Below are 16,427 nucleotides of genomic sequence, written 5' to 3' on the forward strand. Positions count from 1 at the left end.
TCAGGGGCGCCAGTGATCGAGGGAGAGGATGTGCGGCAGGCCGGCTTCGCCCCTGGTCTTCTGGACCAGTCGGCGATCGGCGGTCACGAGCGGGCAATCGGCATGGCGGGCAAGGCTGAGATAGATGCAGTCGTAGATGGGGTGATCCAGCCGGAACGACAGCGCCACAGCTTCGGGAAGCAGCGGCTCTACTGGAAAGAGCCGCTCGAAGAACGCAGGCAGCTGGGCGCAGATGTGGATCGCCTCGGTCACCGTCACCCTTCCCGTCCGGCCCTTCTTCCACAGGGCGTTCGCGACTTCCGTCTGGATCAGAACCGGCGCCAGCAAGGTGGCGCCGGAGGCGGCAAGGGCTTCGGCCTGGGCCTCGTCGCCCTCATCGAAGAACCATTTCAGCGCGATGGAGGCATCGACGATGAAGCGGCTCACTTGCTGCCCTCGCGGATCTCATCAAGGGTCAAGGGGGGAGAGGGCTTGGTGCGGGAACGGAAATACCGCGACACCGCCACCCGCTCCTCCGGCGTGTAAGGCCGGTTCTTCTCCAGCAGGTTGCGGATTTCCTGCTCCAGCGAGATCCCGTTCCGCTTGGCCCGCTCCCGGTAGACGTTGAGGGTCTCGTCGGGAATGTTGCGGATCAGCACCTGGGCCATGGAACCCTCCTTCGCACATCTCGTGCTATCAAAAATGATAGCACGAGATTTTGGTTGCAAGGGAGCGCCGGCCCAGCCGCGCCTCACCCCATGGTGGGGATGACGAAGTCCGCGCCGTCCTTGATGCCCGAGGGCCAGCGGGAGGTGACGGTCTTGGTCTTGGTGTAGAAGCGCACGCCGTCCGGCCCGTGCTGGTTGAGGTCGCCGAAGCCCGAGCGCTTCCAGCCGCCGAAGGTGTGGTAGGCGAGTGGCACCGGGATCGGCACGTTGATGCCCACCATGCCCACGTTCACCTTGGAGGCGAAGTCGCGGGCCGCGTCGCCGTCGCGGGTGTAGATGGCGACGCCGTTGCCGTATTCGTGCTCGGTGGGAAGCCGCAGGGCTTCCTGGTAGTCCGGCGCGCGCACCACGGAGAGGACGGGTCCGAAGATCTCCTCCTTGTAGATGCGCATGTCGGCGGTCACGTTGTCGAACAGGCAGCCGCCCATGTAGAAGCCGTTCTCATAGCCCTGCATCTTGAAGCCGCGACCATCCACCAGCAGCTTCGCGCCTTCCTGAAGGCCGATGTCCACGTAGCTCTTCACGCGCTCCACCGCCTCGCGGGTGACGAGGGGGCCGAAGTCCGCCGAGCCGTCGGTGGAAGGGCCGATCTTCAGGTTCTCGACGCGGGGCACCAGCTTTTCCAGCAGCCGCTCGGCGGCGTCCTCGCCCACCGGCACCGCCACCGAGATGGCCATGCAGCGCTCGCCGGCGGAGCCGTAGCCGGCGCCGATGAGGGCGTCCACGGCCTGGTCCATGTCCGCGTCGGGCATGATGATCATGTGGTTCTTGGCGCCGCCGAAGCCCTGCACCCGCTTCCCGTTGGCCGCGCCCCGGGCATAGATGTACTGGGCGATGGCGGTGGAGCCCACGAAGCCGATGGCCTGGATGTCCGGATGGTCGAGGATGCCGTCCACCGATTCCTTGTCACCGTTCACCACGTTGAGGATGCCAGGGGGCAGGCCGGCTTCCAGCATCAGCGCGGCGAGGTGCATGGGCACGCCGGGATCACGCTCCGACGGCTTCAGGATGAAGGCGTTGCCGCAGGCGATGGCGGGGCCGAACTTCCACATGGGGATCATGGCCGGGAAGTTGAACGGGGTGATGCCCGCCACCACGCCCAGCGCCTGGCGCATGGAATAGATGTCGATGCCGGGGCCGGCGCCGTCGGAATAATCGCCCTTCATGAGGTGGGGGATGCCCACTGCGAACTCCACCACTTCCAGCCCGCGCTGGATGTCGCCACGGGCGTCCGGCACGGTCTTGCCGTGCTCGCGGGCGAGCAGGTCGGCGAGGAGGTCGTAGTCGCGCTGCACCAGCTCCAGGAACTTCATCAGCACGCGGGCGCGGCGCTGGGGATTGGTGGCGGCCCATGCCGGCTGGGCGGCCTTGGCGTTGGCGACTGCAGCGTTCAGCTCGTCCTTGGAGGCGAGGGCCACGTGGGCGATCACCTCGCCGGTCATGGGCTGGTAGACGTCGGCATAGCGGCCCGACGTGCCGGGCACGTGCTTGCCGCCGATGAAATGGCCGATCTCGCGCATGATGGGTGTTCCCTTGTGGTGCGTTTCCGAAGATCTGATGCTTTTGAGCGAGGGCGCCGCCTAGGCGGCACCCCTTTGTTGGCCGGCACATTGCCCTATCTTTTTGTGCACAGCTACGGCAATCTCCGCACCATAGATGTGCGCTAATTCACACCTGCGGCACCGGTCTTGGACCGGCTCCTGGCGTTTTACCCAAGCGCCGGGCGGGCGTGTCCGGGCCGCCGGGATCACATGAGGGGGAGCCGTGCGCGCGGGGGATTTCGACTGGTCGGACCTCACCTTCTTCCTCGCCGTGGCACGGGCCGGGCGGCTGACGGCGGCGGCCGCGCGCCTCAAGGTGGAGCATTCCACCGTGAGCCGGCGCATCGGCGCGCTGGAGGAGGCGCTGGGGGCGAAGCTGTTCGACCGGCGGCCCCATGGCTATGGCCTCACCGCCGCCGGCGAGCGCCTGATGGCTGCCGCCGAGGGCATGGAGACCTTGGCGCTGGCGGCGCAGGGCGAGATCGGTGGGGCGGACCTGGGCGTCGCCGGCACCGTGCGCATCGGCGCGCCGGACGGCTTCGGCACCTTCTTCCTCGCCCCGCGCATCTCGGCGCTGGCGGACCTGCACCCGGAGCTGGACATCCAGCTCCTCGCCATGCCGCGCCTGTTCTCTTTGTCGAAGCGCGAGGCGGACATCGCCATCTCTTTGTCGCGGCCCAAGGAGGGGCGGCTGCACGCGCGCAAGCTCACCGACTACCGGCTGGGGCTCTATGCGGCGCGGGCCTATCTGGAGCGGCACGGCCCCATCGAGAGTCGCGCTGGCCTTCAGCGCCATCCCTTCATCGGCTATGTGGACGACCTGATCTATGCGCCGGAGCTGGATTATGTGCCGCTGGTGGCCAAGGACATCCGCGTTCGGCTGAAGAGCTCGAGCCTCGTTGCCCAGCTCACCGCCACCCAGGCGGGGGCGGGGGTGTGCGTGCTGCCCTGCTTCATGGCGGACCTGTTCACCGGCGAGCGGCCCGATGCCCTGGTGCCTATCCTGCCCGGCGAGGTGGGGCTGACGCGCACCTTCTGGCTGCTCACCCATACCGATACGCGCGACCTCGCCCGCATCCGGGTAGCGGCGGATTTCATCGCCGGCGTGGTGCAGGCGGCGCGGAGTCAATTCCTGTCTCCAAGGTAATAGGATATCAACGACCGTAAAGCATCGGCCACCGGCGCGTCGCGGACGGAACCGAGCCTGAGGCACGAACCGTCGGCCGAGACCGCGATGCATACCAGGACACCGCCGGCCGCGATGCCGCCCGCTGCGAGACCTGCCAGCCTGCACCGTACGGTGGCCATGTCGCTGGTGCTTGCCGCCGCCTATGTGGTGCTGGGGCGGCTGACGTTCGCCGTGTCCGTGGAGTACGGCAACGTCACCAGCGTGGTGTTCGCGCCGGAGGGCGTGGCGCTGGCCTTCTGCATCCTGTTCGGCCCGCGGGTGGCGCTCGGCATCTTCCTCGGCCAGACCATCCTGTCCCTGTGGTCGGGGCCATCCCTGCTCGGCGGGGCGGTCATCGGCCTCACCAATGCCGCTGAAGGCGCCCTCGGGGGCTGGCTGTTCCGGCGCATGGCGATCTCGCCGCGCTTCGGCCGCCCGCGCGACGTGGCGTTGTTCGTGGCGATGGTGTTCCTGATCCTGCAGCCCGTCAGCGCCAGCGGCGGGGTGCTGGTGCTGTATCTTTTGGGCGCCATCCCCACCGACCTCATCCCGGCGGGCTGGGCGCCGTGGTGGATCCAGGGCCTGCAGAAGCCCCTGCCGTCGCTGGATCTGGTCCCCTCGGCCTGGGTGCACTGGTGGATCGGCAATTCGGTGGGGCAGTTGCTGGTGGCGCCGCTCATCCTCGCCTGGAGCGTGCCGCCGACCCGCCCGGGAGCGCCCAAGAGCCGACTCGACTTCATGCTGAGCGCCGGCGGCGTCCTGCTGGTGGCGGCGCTGGCCCTGAGCGGGATCCCGACCCACCCCCTGCTCCTGCTTGCCGTGACCTATTTCCTCCTGGTGTGGATCGGGCTTCGGCGGGGGCTGCGGGGCATCACCCTCGCCAACGTGCTCATCGGTGCCGCGGTGACCTGGGCGGGGGCGTCGGGGGCGGGGTTCATGTCCCATCTGTCGGTGGCCGACCGCCTGTCCAACGTCGGCTTCTTCGTGGCGGCGGCGTGCACCTTTTCCCTGATGCTGTTCGCCATGTTCGAGGAGCGGCGGCTCCTCATCGACCGGCTGACCCGGCTTGCGTCATGGGATTCGCTGGTCGAGCTTCACAACCGCCGCCATTTCATCGAGAGAGCGGACCGCGAGGTAGCCGCCGCGCAGCGCTACGGCCGCGACCTGGTGCTGCTCATGCTCGATGCCGACAATTTCAAGGAGCTGAACGACCAATACGGCCATGCCGCCGGGGATGCCGCCCTGAAGATGATCGCGGAGGCCTGTACGGCGGTCGCGCGCCAGACTGATGTGACGGGCCGGATCGGCGGCGAGGAATTTGCGCTTCTCCTGCCCCACGCCACCCTTGAAGGCGGCCAGGAACTGGCCGAACGGCTGCGCCGGCAGATCGCGGCGGCCCCGGTCCAGATCGCGACCGGCGGCCTGTTCCATGTCACCGTCAGCATCGGCATCGCCCGGCTGGGCCGGCGGGAAAGCCTCGACGCGCTGATGCGCGCCGCCGACCGGGCGCTCTATGCCGCCAAGCGGGCCGGGCGCAACCGGGCGGCGCTGGCGGATTGAGGGGGGCGGCGGCATCCCATACCTTGACGCAGCAGCGCTCTGCCCCTATACGAGCCGCTTCCCGATAGAGCGGGTGAGTGCGGCAGGGTCGTCTGGCCCCGCTTCGCGTTCCCCGCTGAAGACCAGATAAGAAGGACTTCTGCCATGTCCCGGCGGTGTGACCTGACCGGCAAGGGTGTTCTGAGCGGCCACAAGGTGAGCCACTCGAACCACAAGACCAAGCGCCGGTTCCTCCCGAACCTGTGCAACGTCACCCTTGAGAGCGAGACGCTGAAGCGCACCATCCGCCTCCGGGTGAGCGCCAACGCGCTCAAGAGCGTGGATCATCGCGGCGGCCTCGACGCCTTCCTCAAGAAGGCCCACGACGAGGAACTGTCCCCGCGCGCGCTCGACTTCAAGCGCCTGATCGCCAAGGCTGCGGCCGAGGCGGCCTCCACCGCGGCCTGAGGCCGGCGCCCGGGTTCCGGGCACGATTTTCGAGAAATCGACCCGCGGGTGGCCATGCCCCCGCGGGTTTTCGTCGTTCCAGGCCTGATGGATTCCGGCCTGATGGAATCTTGGGTGAGTCCTGAAGGGTGAGCCCCTCCCGGTGCCATGTCCGGGCTTTACCCCAGTGTTGCGCCGATCGACGCGCCGAGAGCCGTGCCCGAAGACGCCTCCCGCCGGCTCTTCCCTTGCGGGGGGAGCAGGCGGGAGGCCGCCGTGATTACTCCGCCGCGTCGGCCACCGGCGCCGGCTTCACCCAGCGCAGCACCGGGGAGCGGGCGGCGCGGGTTTCGTCGAGGCGGCGGCGCGGGGCGTAATAGGGGGCGCCGAGGAAGCGCTCCTTGTCCCCGGCCTTGGCGGCCAGCGCCAGATCCCTGAGCGCCGCGATGAACAGGTCGAGCGAGGCCTTGGATTCGCTCTCCGTGGGCTCGATGAGCATGGCCCCGTGCACCACCAGCGGGAAATAGACCGTCATGGGGTGGTAGCCCTCGTCGATGAGGGCCTTGGCCACGTCCAGGGTGGTGAGGCCGGTGCCGGCGAGCCAGGTGTCGTCGAACAGCGCCTCGTGCATGGCCGGCCGCTCGGCGAAGGGCGCGCTCATGAGGTCCATGAGGCAGGCGCGGATATAGTTGGCCGACAGCACCGCGTCTTCCGAGGCCTGCCGCATGCCGTCCGCGCCGTGGGACAGCATCCATGCCAGGGCGCGCACGAACATGCCCATCTGGCCGTGGAAGGCGCTCATGCGGCCCAGTGCCTGCTGGGCGCCGTCCGCGCCTTCATCCTCCACCAGCACCAGCCCCTCGGCGGTGGCGACCAGCGCCGGCACCGGTGCGAAGGGGGCCAGCGCGTCGGAGAGCACCACCGGCCCCGCCCCCGGACCACCGCCGCCGTGGGGCGTGGAGAAGGTCTTGTGCAAATTGATGTGCATGGCATCGACCCCAAGGTCGGCGATGCGCACCTTGCCGAGGATGGCGTTGAAATTGGCGCCGTCCGAATAGAAATAGGCGCCGGCGTCGTGCACCGCCTCGGCGATGGCCACCACGTCGCGCTCGAACAGCCCGCAGGTGTTGGGATTGGTGAGCATCAGCGCCGCCACCTCGGGACCGAGCGCGGCCTTCACCGCCTCCGGGTCCACCGTGCCGTCCGGGCGGGCGGGGATGGAGCGCACCTGATAGCCGATGAGAGCGGCGGTCGCGGGATTGGTGCCGTGGGCGCTCTCGGGCACCAGCACCACATGGCGCGCATCGCCTTCGCCACGGGAGGCGTGTGCGGCCTTGATGGCCATCATGCCGCACAATTCGCCGTGGGCGCCGGCCTTGGGGGTGAGCGCCACCGCCTGCATGCCGGTGAGTTCCAAGAGGTAGCGCGACAGCTCGGCCATGAGGCCCAGCGCGCCCTTCACCGTGGATTGCGGCTGCAGCGGATGAATGTCGGCAAAGCCCGGCAGCCGCGCCATCTTCTCGTTGAGGCGCGGATTGTGCTTCATGGTGCACGAGCCGAGCGGGAACAGGCCGCTGTCGATGCCATAGTTCATGCGCGACAGGCGCACGTAATGGCGCATGGCCTCGGGCTCGCAGAGGCCGGGCAGGTCCAGCGGCGCGGTGCGGGCCTGGGTGCCGAGGCGGTCGCGGAACGGCGCGGGCTCGGTAATGTCGACGCCCGTCACCTCGGTGCGGCCGATCTCGAAGATCAGGCCTTCCTCCAGGTCCAGCGCGCGGTTGCCGGTGAAGGTCTGCGGGCCCGTGAGGGCAGTGGAATGCGGCGCGGTGGCGCCGCGGCCTTCGCGGTTCATCACAGCACCTCCTTCAGGGCGGCGGCATAGGCGGCGCGGTCGTCTTGCGTGGTCGTCTCGGTGGCGGCGACGAGGATGAGGTCGTCGAGGCCCGATGTGGGCGCGAGGCGCGAATAGGGCACGCCGCCAAGGATGCCCCTGGCCGCCAGCTTCTCCACCATGTCCGCCGCCGAGCCGGGCACGCGCAGGGTGAATTCGTTGAAGAAGGTATCGTTGATCACGCTCACCCCCTTCACCGCCGCCAGCCGGTCCGCGAGATCGCAGGCGGCCGCGTGGTTGGCGCGGGCGAGGCGGGTGAGGCCGGTCTTGCCCAGCAGGCTCATGTGGATGGTGAAGGCCAGCGCGCACAGGCCCGAATTGGTGCAGATGTTGGAGGTGGCCTTCTCGCGGCGGATGTGCTGCTCGCGGGTGGACAGCGTCAGCACGAAGCCGCGCCGGCCTTCCGCGTCCACCGTCTCGCCGGCAAGCCGCCCCGGCATCTGGCGCACAAACTTCTGGCGGGTGGCGAAAAGGCCCACATAAGGCCCGCCGAAATTCAGCGCATTGCCGATGGACTGGCCCTCGCCCACCACGATGTCGGCGCCCTGCGCCCCCGGCGGCTCGATGAGGCCCAGCGCCACCGCTTCCGTGAACACAGTCACCAGCAGCGCGCCGGCCTTGTGGGCGGCTTCGGCGATGGGCTTCAGGTCCACGAGGTTGCCGAACACGTCCGGTGACTGCACCACCACGCAGGAGACCGTGTCGTCGATGGGGGTGATGAGGTCTTCCTCGCCGAACGGGGCGGGCGGCAGCGCCACCACTTCGTCGGCGGCGTAGCGCGAGAGGGTCTCGATGGTGGCGCGATAATGGGGATGCAGGTTGCCCGCCAGCACCGCCTTGCGGCGCTTGGTGATGCGGTGGGCCATGAGCACCGCCTCGGCGGCGGCGGTGGAGCCGTCATACATGGAGGCGTTCGCCACCTCCATGGCGGTCAGCTCCGCCACCTGGGTCTGGAACTCGAACAGATATTGCAGCGTGCCCTGGGCGATCTCGGGCTGATACGGCGTGTAGGAGGTGAGGAATTCCGAGCGCTGGATCAGGTGGTCCACGGTGGCCGGCACATGGTGGCGATAGGCCCCCGCGCCCACGAAGAAGGGCACGGAGCCGGCCGGCACATTCTGCCCGGCGAGGCGGGCCAGCGTCCGCTCCACCTCCAACTCGCCGGTGTGGAGGGCGAGGCGCGGCAGCGCGGTCTCGCGCTTGTCGGCGGGGATATCGGCGAACAGCCCATCCACCGAGGCGACGCCGATCCGCGCCAGCATCTCGGCGCGGTCCTCGGGGGTGAGGGGGAGATAGCGCATGGGAATCCCGGGTCAGGCGGTGGTGAAGCGCGGCGTGATGATGATGTCTGCGCGCACGGAATGGGCGATGAAGCATTCCTCGTGCGCCCGGTGATGGATGGCCTCCACATCCGCCGCGGAGGGCAGCTTGTCGCCGGAGAAGACCATTACGGGCGTGAGGGTGATGCGGGAGATGAAGAGCTTGCCCTTCTCGTTGGGCGTCATCTCGCCCACGGCAGCATCCTCGTAGCTGTCCACGCGGAAGCCAGCGCGTCGGGCGAAATCCAGCGCGAACAGCATGTGGCAGCTGGCGGCCGAGGCCACCAGCGCCTCTTCCGGGTCCACCGCGTCCTCACGGGAGAGCGGCACGCGCACGGAAGACGGCGCCGACGAGCCGGGCACCTCAAGGCCGTCGAACGCCCAGACATGGGCGCGGGCATAGCGCCCATCGGTGAAGACGGCATCGCCCCGCGCCCAGCGGATGGTCGCTTTGTGGTCGCTCGCCATGGTCAGGCCAGGGTGTCCAGGAAGTCCTTGTAGGCGTGCTCGTTCAAAAGCTCGTCCAGCTCGGCGGGGTTGGAGAGCTTCAGCTTCATGAACCAGCCCTTGCCCTCCGCGGCCTCGTTCACGAGGCCGGGGGCGCCTTCCAGCTCGCTGTTCACCTCCACCACCTCGCCGGAGAGGGGGGCATAGACCTCGCTCGCCGCCTTCACGCTCTCCACCACGGCGGCCTCGCCGCCCTTGGTCACGATCTTGCCGATCTCCGGCAGCTCGACGAACACTACGTCGCCGAGCTGCTGCTGGGCGTAGTCGGAGATGCCCACCACGGCCACGTCGCCTTCGACGCGCACATATTCGTGGTCCTTCGTGTAGCGCACGCTCGTCATGGATCAGGCCCCAGCTTTAGGTTTGCGCGCATAGCGCGTCGGCACGAACGGGAGGGATGCGACGGTGGCCGCCAGGGCCTTGCCGCGCACGAGAACGTCGAGGCGGGTACCGGGCGCGGACAGGGCCGGCGGCACGTAGCCCATGGCGATGGGGGCAGCGAGCGTCGGCGCGAAGCCGCCGGAGGTGACGCGCCCCACCACGGCGCCATCGGATGCGATCTCGGCCCCCTCGCGGGCCGGCGCGCGGCCCTCAAGCCTCAACCCCACCCGGACGCGGGCCGGGCCCTGCGCCAGTTCGTCCTGGATGCGCCCGGCGCCGGGGAATCCACCCTCGCTGCGCCGCCGCTTCTGGATGGACCAGTTCAACGCCGCCTCGATGGGGGAGGTGGAAAGATCGATGTCGTGGCCATAGAGGCATAGCCCGGCCTCAAGGCGCAGGCTGTCGCGGGCGCCGAGGCCGATGGCCTTCACCTCCGGTTCGGCGAGCAGGGCGGCCCACAGCAGGGGGGCGCTCTCGTTCTCGACCGAAATCTCGAAACCGTCCTCGCCGGTATAGCCGGAACGGGAGACCTCCACCGGGATCCCGTCGAATTCAGTCGGGATGGCCGCCATGAAGTCCAGCGCCGCCGCCGGTGGGCAGTGGCGGGCCATGACGGCCGCCGCTTCCGGACCCTGCAGGGCGAGCAGCGCGCGTTCCGGGCGCTCGATGAGGGTGACGCCCTCCGGCAGGTGGGCGGCGATGTGGGCGAAGTCGCCGGCCTTGCAGGCGGCGTTGACCACGAGGATGAGGGTGCCGTCCGCCTCCGGCGCCAGCGGCCGCGTCACCATGAAGTCGTCGATGATGCCGCCGTCCTCAGCCAGCAACTGGGAATAGCGCTGCCGGCCGGGCGCGAGATTCAGGAAATCCGCCGGGGCGAGGGCTTCGAGGGCGCGGGTGGTGGTGGCGTGGTCGGGTCCCTTCAGCAGGGCCTGGCCCATGTGGGAGACATCGAACAGGCCAGCGTGGGTGCGGGTCCAGCCGTGCTCCGCGAGGATGCCGTCGGGATATTGCACCGGCATCTGGTAGCCGGCGAAGGGCACCATGCGCGCGCCGAGGGCGCGATGGGCGGAGAATAGCGGGGTTTCGAGCAGAGGCTCGGAATGATCCAAGGGGGACTCCCGGACGACAGCGCCAATGTCCGAACCCGTCCCGCGCGTCACGACCCAACGGGTCATCACGACGCAAGACGCGGGTCCGCGCGGCGCCCCCTCTGTCTTAGGACCTGAGAGATTTCACCGCGCCTCGTGGAAGGGCACGGCTTACTCCTTCGGTGAGCGCCGAAGATGCGCGTTGCCGCGCAGCACCGGCGCTGCTTTCCAGAGATTCGTCCCCCTGCGGTCCTTTGGCCTGAGCGGTTCCGGGGCGGTTGCGCCTTCGGCGCCGGCGTACCTTGCGGTCGCCGGTCTCTCCCGCAGGGATCGTCCGATCACGCCCGAGCCGAGGCCCGAGCGCGCGTGCAGCATAAGCCAATGGCGCCGTGCGTCAACGCGCCCTGCTTCACCGGACCTTGCTTCAACGCGGGGGCGGCGAGAAGGTGCTGGTGGAAGGCGGCGCCTCGAAGCCGCCGGTGGAGGGCGCCGGCGTCAGGGTGCCGCTGCTGCCGGGGGGCGGGCCGAACACGTCGCCCTGGGGCGCGCTGCCGCCGGACGCGGGCTTCTGCGCCGCCGCCGGCTTCTTCGCGGCGGGTGCGGCGGGCGCTTCGGAGGTGTCGGCCGCCGGCCTGGGCCGGGGCTTCGGCTTGGCGGCGGGGGCGGGCTTGCGCTCCTTCGCCTCGGTGCCCTGCGGGTCGAAGCCCACATAGATCACGTGGCGCTCCATCTCCGCCGGCTTCAGCAGAGGGAAGGCGATCTGCTCCTCCACCACGGTGAAGGCGGCGTGGCCCGGATCAGCGGGCACGTCCACGGCCACGTTGAAGAATTTGGTGGTGATGTTCTTGGGGGAAGGCCCCTCCTGCACCACGGCGATGCGGATCGGCACCTTGACCTGACCGGGCGTACCCTTCTCGCCCATCAGGATGCGGCCCTCGATGCCGACGCGGACCATCATGGTGCCGCCGGAGACGGAGCATTCCCGGGCCAGGCGGCCCAGCGTGCCCTGATAACGCAGCCCCCCGCCGGCAGTGACCTGCCACGAGCCGGCACCGGTGCGCACGGTGACCGGCGGGCAGTCGTAGGTCACGGCGTCGGGGCCGGTGCCCACGATAAGGGCACCGGTGGTAGCGCTGTTGACCACGCCGGCGGAGGTGCCGCCCGTGCGGGCCACGCCGGTGTCCTGCGCGCCGAACGCGCCGTCCAACCCCTCGCCCCCGGCGCAGCCGGCGAGCGCCACGGCGAGCATTGCCGGCAGGGCGAGCCGAGGCAGGCGCGAAAAGCGGCGGGCGCGCGCGCCATCCGCCGCGCGAGTGTCCGCAGCCGTTCCAAATGCACCGGCCTGTTGTGCGCGCACCATGTCCATCAACTCCGTGGGCGCCCCCGATCAGACTGCCTTATAGCAAAGGGGGCAAGGGCTCGGGAACCGCCCCCCGGCGTTTCCAGGGGCGTCACCGGTTCTCGTGCGGATTAAGGTTACCCGGCGCAACCGTGTGCCCAGGCCGGGGCCGGGGCTGTCGGGTCTGGGAGAAGCCTCGGTGCCAGGCCTAGCCGCCCAGGCCCGCCGGCTTGCCCACCACCACCACGAGGGCGTCGCGGGCGGTGGCGAGGCGCGCCGCCACGCGCTTCAGGTCGTCGAGGGTGACGGCGCCGATGAGGGCGTTGCGCCGGTCCACATAGTCGATGCCCAGTTCGTCCAGCTGGATCTGGAGCAGCTGACCGGCCACCTTGGAGGAGGTGTCGAAGCGCAGGGCATAGCTGCCCATGAGATAGCTCTTGGCCTCGTCCAGCTCGGTCTGGCTCGGCCCGTCCTTCAGGATCTTGCGGAACTCGTCGGTGATGATGGCGATGGATTCGCCCGCCCGCTCGTTCTTGGTGGCGGTGCCGGCGAACCACAGGCCGGTATGGCCGAGGGCCACCTGGTAGGAATAGACCGAATAGGCCAGCCCGCGGGCCTCGCGCACTTCCTTGAACAGGCGCGAGGAAAATGCGCTGCCGCCGAGGATGTGGTTGAGCACGAAGGCGGGGATGAAGTCCGGGTCGCGCCGCTCAAGGCCGCCGGTGCCCATCACCACCACCGACTGGGGCACGTCGAGGGGAATGACGTCCACGGTGCCGATCTTCTGCGGCTCCACATGGGGCACGGGGACCAGGGTGGCGGTGGCCGGCAGGGTGCCGAACACGGCGTCGAGCCGCTTGCCCAGTTCCTCCGCGCTGATGTCGCCCACCACCGCCACCCGCAGGTTGGAGCGGGCGATGGCGCGCCTGGCGAAGCCGGCGATGTCGTCGCGGCTGATGCGGGCGACCGTCTCCAGCGTGCCGTCCACCGGCCGGCCATAGGGATGGTCCGGGAAGGCGAGGGCGAACCAGCGGTCGTTGGCGAGGGCGTTGGGCTCGGTGGAGCGCCGGCGCAGCATGGCGAGTTGGGAGGCGCGGATGCGTTCCACCGCCTCGGTGTCGAAGCGCGGCTCGGTCACCGAGAGGCACAACAGCTCGAACGCCTTCTCGCGATTCTCGGACAGGGTGCGCAGCGAGCCGCGGATCTCGTCGCGCCCGGCGTCGAAATGCAGTTCCACCGCATGGTCGGCGAGGGCGCTCTGGAAGGCGTGGGCATCAAGGGCGCCCGCCCCCTCGTCGAACAGCGAGGCGGTGAGGTTGGCAAGGCCGGGCAGGTCCTTGCCGTCCTGGGAGGCGCCGCCGAGGAAGGCAAACTCCACGGCGATCAGGGGCAGGGTGGTGTCGTGCACCAGCCACGCCTTGATGCCGCCGGGGCTCGTCACCTCGGTGATCCGGCTGGACTGGGACTGCGCCGCGGTGGCGGAAAGAAGGGAAAGGGCCATGGTTACCATCGCAAAGAGGAGACGACCGGCGCGCATGGCGCTGCCGGTCCGGTCGGAAAGGGGGGCGGGGCCAGCCCTCACGAGCGGTCGTCCTTCTTGATTTCGCTTTTCGGGGCCGCTTCCTTTTTGGGCTCCGACTGCTTCAGGTAGCCGGTGACGGCGCGATCGGTGATGAGATAGCGGCGCGCCACGTCCTTCACCTGTTCGGCGGTCACCGCCTTGATGCGGTCGGGCCAGGCCCGCACATCGTCGGCCGACATGCCGGTGGCCCAGGAGGCGCCGTAGATGCGGGCGAGGGTGGCCTGGTTGTCCTGCGAATAGATGGTGTCGGCGGTAAGCCGGGTCTTGGCGCGGGCGAGTTCCAGGTCGTCCACGCCCTTCTCCTGCAGCTCCGCGATCACGCCGTCCACCGCCGCCTCAAGGTCCTCCAGGCTCACGCCGGGGCGGGGCGAGGCGTAGGTCACGAAGCGGGTGGCATCATATGCGGTGCTTTGATACCAGGATCCGGAGCCGGCGGCGATGCCCTTCTCCGCCACCAGGGCGCGGTAGAGGCGGCTGGTCTGGCCGCCGCCGAGGATCTGGCCGAGCACTTCCAGTGCCTCGGCCTCGCCGGGCTGGGCAGTGCGGGAGGAGGGCACGAGATAAGAGCGCTGCAGGCTGGGCTGGGCCACGCGCGGGTCGGACAGCGCCACCCGGCGGTGGGCCTGGGGCTCGGGCTCCTGCGGGCGGTTGCGGGGCGGGGTGTCGGCGCGGGCCACCTTGCCGTAGGTCTTCTCGGCGAGGGTGCGGACGGTGTCCGGGTCCACGTCGCCGGCCACCACCAGGAGCGCGTTGTTGGGCGCGTAATAGCGGCGGTAGAAGGCGAGGGCGTCCTCGCGGTTCAGCCCCTTGATCTCGTGCTCCCAGCCGATGATGGGGTGCTGGTAGGGATGGTTCACATAAGTCGTGGCCTGCAGCACCTCGGAGAGGCGCGCGCCGGGGTCGTTGTCGGTGCGCATGCGGCGCTCTTCCAGCACCACGTCGCGCTCGGGCAGCACCACCTCGTCGGAGAGCTTGAGGCCGGTCATGCGGTCAGCCTCGAAGCCCATCACCTTTTCCAGGTGCTCCTTGGCGACGCGCTGGAAATAGGCGGTGTAGTCCTGCGAGGTGAAGGCATTCTCCTGGCCGCCGAGGCGCGCCACCTCGGCCGAGAACTGGCCCTGCGGGTGGGCGTCGGTGCCCTTGAACATCAGGTGCTCGAGGAAATGGGCAATGCCGGACTTGCCGGCCTGCTCGTCGGCCGATCCCACCTTGTACCACACCATGTGGGTGACCACCGGCGTGCGGTGGTCCGGGATGACCATGACCTGAAGGCCGTTGTCGAGCTGGAACTGGGTGACTTCCGGCCCTGCCGCGTCAGCAATGCGGGGGGCGGCTGTGGCCGCGGTGGCGGCGAGAATAGCAATCATGGTGAGGCGGCTCATGAACACGTGGCGATCTTCCGTCATTCGACGCGCCGAACGACGGGCACGTCAAGGAAAGATAGGAAGCCGGGCGCGGAAGCAAAGGTTGCGCCCGTCAAGATCGCCCCGCCCGGTGGATTAACTTTTCGAAATGGACGGTCCCTATCCGGTTCGAAAATTAATCCACCAGATCAAAGAGCTGTGGTCCGTCCGTCACTGCCGGTCGAACAGGGTGGGGAACTTGAAGGTCTCTTTCTTCGGCTCCACCACGCCGTAGGGGGCGTTGGGGGCCGGCGTCTGGTAGCCCGGCGGGGGCTGGATCAGGTTCTCGCGCTCCGGCTCGCCGTTGAAGGAGAGCTGTTCCTGCTTGCCGCCCAGGCCGCCCATCCAGCTGGTGAAGCCGAGCTGGTCGGGCAGCAGCACGTCGCGCTTGGATTCCGCGCCCACGGGCTCGGTGGGCGAGGACGAATTGCCAATATTCTTGCGCTTGCCGCCCTTCAGCTCCGAGGGCAGCAGCGGACGGCCGGGATCGTCGCGCACGATGGGCGTCTTGGACGTTTCCGCCTCGCGCTTGCGGCGCTGGACGTCGGGGTCCTTCGGCCAGTTGGGATGGGCGTCCGCCGCGCTGGCCTGGGGCGGGGGCAAGGTCTCCGGCACCTTCGGGGGCACCACGAGCGGGGCGCGCTCGCGATAGTCGATCTCGGGCTTGGGCTCCTCGTCCTTCAGGCCCAGGAGCTGCATGGTGCTCTCCATGAGGCTCGATGACCCATCGAAGGTCTGGGCGGCTGCCGGCCGGGGGGCGGCCGTCGCGAGGAGGCCAGCGCCCAGCAGGGCCGCAGCCAGAAGGCGGGAGTGCCGCAGCGGCATCGCGAAGCTGCTGGAAAGAGAGACGGCGGAAAGATCGCCTGCGGCCCGCTCGGCGGCGATGCCGCGTGAAAAATTCGAGCTCACGCGCATGGTTCCTGTTCCCCGACGTCCTGGTTTCCCTGAGGCCTTTGGGCAGCCTTTCAGAGCTCGCGTTCAGCTTCGCTCACGCTCAGCTTCGGATTTCGCCGCCATTGGCGGGACCGAGGGCGGCAATTTTGAGGCGCGACCTAAAAACGCATCATAAAGAAGCAGCCCTACCCCCACAACCACGGCCACGTCGGCCAGGTTGAACACGTACCAGCGGTAGCCGAAGGCGTGGAGCGAGACGAAGTCGAACACCGCGCCATAGACCACCCGGTCCACCGCATTGCCGATGGCCCCGCCGATGAGGAGGCCGAGGGAGAAAGCTTCCAGCCGCCCCCGCGCCCGCGTCAGCCAGACGGTGAAGAGCAAAGCGGCGGCCACCTTGATGGCCACCAGCACCCAGCGCCCGGTTTCGCCCTGCGGGAACAGGCCGTAGCTGATGCCGCTGTTCCACAGCGCGACGAAATCGAGCCCCGGCGCCACCGTGTGGAGCGGGTCCGTCCACTGGTGCGACCATGCGAGGACGAGGCTCTTGGTCGCCTGGTCCGCCACCAGGACGAGGACCGCGACGAAAAGGCCGAAGAAGATGTGGCGTCGGCCCATCGT

At 69.0% G+C, this 16,427-nt stretch carries 16 protein-coding genes and 2 riboswitches; of the genes, 3 read left to right on the plus strand and 13 right to left on the minus strand.

The features are described from left to right. The 3 genes from FZ033_RS09980 to FZ033_RS09990 all read right to left on the minus strand — a co-directional run bounded on the left by FZ033_RS09980 (nt 1) and on the right by FZ033_RS09990 (nt 2,227). Complete coding sequence (locus FZ033_RS09980) at nt 1–426, minus strand: type II toxin-antitoxin system VapC family toxin (RefSeq protein ID WP_149575986.1); 426 nt, start codon at nt 424–426, stop codon at nt 1–3. Then, nucleotides 423–647, minus strand: coding sequence for a FitA-like ribbon-helix-helix domain-containing protein (locus FZ033_RS09985; RefSeq protein ID WP_138400290.1), 225 nt, complete (start codon nt 645–647; stop codon nt 423–425). Before FZ033_RS09985 ends, FZ033_RS09980 begins: the two co-directional genes overlap by 4 nt. 83 nt (nt 648–730) lie before the next feature. Further along, nucleotides 731–2,227 (minus strand): CoA-acylating methylmalonate-semialdehyde dehydrogenase, encoded by a 1,497-nt coding sequence (locus FZ033_RS09990; protein WP_149575987.1) that lies wholly within the window; start codon nt 2,225–2,227, stop codon nt 731–733. A 244-nt stretch (nt 2,228–2,471) separates the two neighbouring features. Here FZ033_RS09990 and FZ033_RS09995 point away from each other — a divergent pair, with 244 nt between their 5' ends. From FZ033_RS09995 to rpmB, 3 genes are all read left to right on the plus strand, one after another. Further along, nucleotides 2,472–3,395, plus strand: coding sequence for a LysR family transcriptional regulator (locus tag FZ033_RS09995; RefSeq protein ID WP_149575988.1), 924 nt, complete (start codon nt 2,472–2,474; stop codon nt 3,393–3,395). A gap of 87 nt (nt 3,396–3,482) precedes the next feature. Continuing rightward, a complete protein-coding gene (locus FZ033_RS10000) occupies nt 3,483–4,976 on the plus strand; it encodes a sensor domain-containing diguanylate cyclase (RefSeq protein WP_149575989.1) in 1,494 nt (497 codons plus the stop codon). Between the two features lie 144 nt (nt 4,977–5,120). After that, nucleotides 5,121–5,423, plus strand: a complete 303-nt coding sequence (gene rpmB, locus FZ033_RS10005) for a 50S ribosomal protein L28 (protein WP_149575990.1) — start codon at nt 5,121–5,123, stop codon at nt 5,421–5,423. Nucleotides 5,424–5,682: 259 nt separating this feature from the next. Here the strand turns inward: rpmB and gcvPB are convergent, their stop codons facing one another. The 10 genes from gcvPB to lspA form a co-directional block, all read right to left on the minus strand. After that, nucleotides 5,683–7,254, minus strand: coding sequence for an aminomethyl-transferring glycine dehydrogenase subunit GcvPB (gene gcvPB / locus FZ033_RS10010; RefSeq protein ID WP_149575991.1), 1,572 nt, complete (start codon nt 7,252–7,254; stop codon nt 5,683–5,685). Further along, nucleotides 7,254–8,594 carry an aminomethyl-transferring glycine dehydrogenase subunit GcvPA gene (gcvPA, locus tag FZ033_RS10015; RefSeq protein WP_149575992.1) on the minus strand — a complete coding sequence of 447 codons (1,341 nt, stop codon included), beginning with the start codon at nt 8,592–8,594 and terminating at the stop codon, nt 7,254–7,256. Before gcvPA ends, gcvPB begins: the two co-directional genes overlap by 1 nt. 12 nt (nt 8,595–8,606) lie before the next feature. Beyond that, nucleotides 8,607–9,080 carry an OsmC family protein gene (locus FZ033_RS10020; protein WP_149575993.1) on the minus strand — a complete coding sequence of 158 codons (474 nt, stop codon included), beginning with the start codon at nt 9,078–9,080 and terminating at the stop codon, nt 8,607–8,609. 2 nt (nt 9,081–9,082) lie between these two features. Continuing rightward, complete coding sequence (gene gcvH / locus FZ033_RS10025; RefSeq protein WP_149575994.1) at nt 9,083–9,460, minus strand: glycine cleavage system protein GcvH; 378 nt, start codon at nt 9,458–9,460, stop codon at nt 9,083–9,085. 3 nt (nt 9,461–9,463) lie between these two features. Beyond that, nucleotides 9,464–10,609, minus strand: a complete 1,146-nt coding sequence (gene gcvT, locus FZ033_RS10030) for a glycine cleavage system aminomethyltransferase GcvT (protein WP_149575995.1) — start codon at nt 10,607–10,609, stop codon at nt 9,464–9,466. A 99-nt stretch (nt 10,610–10,708) separates the two neighbouring features. Beyond that, nucleotides 10,709–10,822: riboswitch (glycine riboswitch) on the minus strand. 3 nt (nt 10,823–10,825) lie between these two features. Then, nucleotides 10,826–10,922: riboswitch (glycine riboswitch) on the minus strand. A gap of 90 nt (nt 10,923–11,012) precedes the next feature. Continuing rightward, nucleotides 11,013–11,948 (minus strand): hypothetical protein, encoded by a 936-nt coding sequence (locus FZ033_RS10035; protein ID WP_149575996.1) that lies wholly within the window; start codon nt 11,946–11,948, stop codon nt 11,013–11,015. Between the two features lie 187 nt (nt 11,949–12,135). Continuing rightward, nucleotides 12,136–13,428, minus strand: a complete 1,293-nt coding sequence (locus FZ033_RS10040) for a M16 family metallopeptidase (protein ID WP_232847418.1) — start codon at nt 13,426–13,428, stop codon at nt 12,136–12,138. 77 nt (nt 13,429–13,505) lie between these two features. Then, the gene (locus FZ033_RS10045) at nt 13,506–14,915 is read right to left on the minus strand and encodes a M16 family metallopeptidase (protein ID WP_149575998.1); all 1,410 of its coding nucleotides are present in this window, start codon (nt 14,913–14,915) and stop codon (nt 13,506–13,508) included. Nucleotides 14,916–15,083: 168 nt separating this feature from the next. Beyond that, nucleotides 15,084–15,827, minus strand: coding sequence for a hypothetical protein (locus FZ033_RS10050; protein ID WP_149575999.1), 744 nt, complete (start codon nt 15,825–15,827; stop codon nt 15,084–15,086). A gap of 63 nt (nt 15,828–15,890) precedes the next feature. Next, nucleotides 15,891–16,424 carry a signal peptidase II gene (gene lspA, locus FZ033_RS10055; RefSeq protein WP_149576000.1) on the minus strand — a complete coding sequence of 178 codons (534 nt, stop codon included), beginning with the start codon at nt 16,422–16,424 and terminating at the stop codon, nt 15,891–15,893. Nucleotides 16,425–16,427 lie beyond the last annotated feature (3 nt).

It is taken from the genome of Xanthobacter oligotrophicus, assembly GCF_008364685.1.
In the GTDB taxonomy this organism is placed as follows: Bacteria; Pseudomonadota; Alphaproteobacteria; order Rhizobiales; family Xanthobacteraceae; genus Xanthobacter; species Xanthobacter oligotrophicus.